The following is a 299-nucleotide window of genomic DNA, read 5'->3' as shown; positions in this document are numbered from 1 at the left end:
GCGCGCCTCGGCCCTGCTGAACGACATCGCCGAAGGCGCGCAAGCCTACTTCGTGCACAGCTATGCGGCGCCAGTCGGCGACTACACGCTGGCGTCGAGCACGCACGGCGAGGCCTTCAGCGCCATCGTTCGCCGCGGCAACGTCGCCGGCGCGCAGTTTCATCCCGAGCGCTCTGCCGCGGTGGGCGCGCAGCTGCTCAAGAACTTCATGGAGTGGGACGGCCAATGACCGGCTTTGTCGCGATTCCCGCCATCGACGTCCGCGACGGACGCGTGGTGCGGCTCAAACAGGGCGACTA

Annotated in this window: 1 protein-coding gene; it reads left to right on the top strand. The window is 68.2% G+C overall.

The annotated features are described in order from the left end of the window. The coding region (locus FLQ44_RS23345) for a glutamine amidotransferase-related protein (protein WP_439144966.1) at window positions 1-229 on the top strand (229 nt) is incomplete at its 5' end. Window positions 230-299: the final 70 nt, after the last annotated feature.

It is taken from the genome of Vogesella mureinivorans (assembly GCF_007644035.1).
GTDB lineage: Bacteria > Pseudomonadota > Gammaproteobacteria > Burkholderiales > Chromobacteriaceae > Vogesella > Vogesella mureinivorans.
This window is presented reverse-complemented; position numbering and strand designations above follow the sequence as displayed.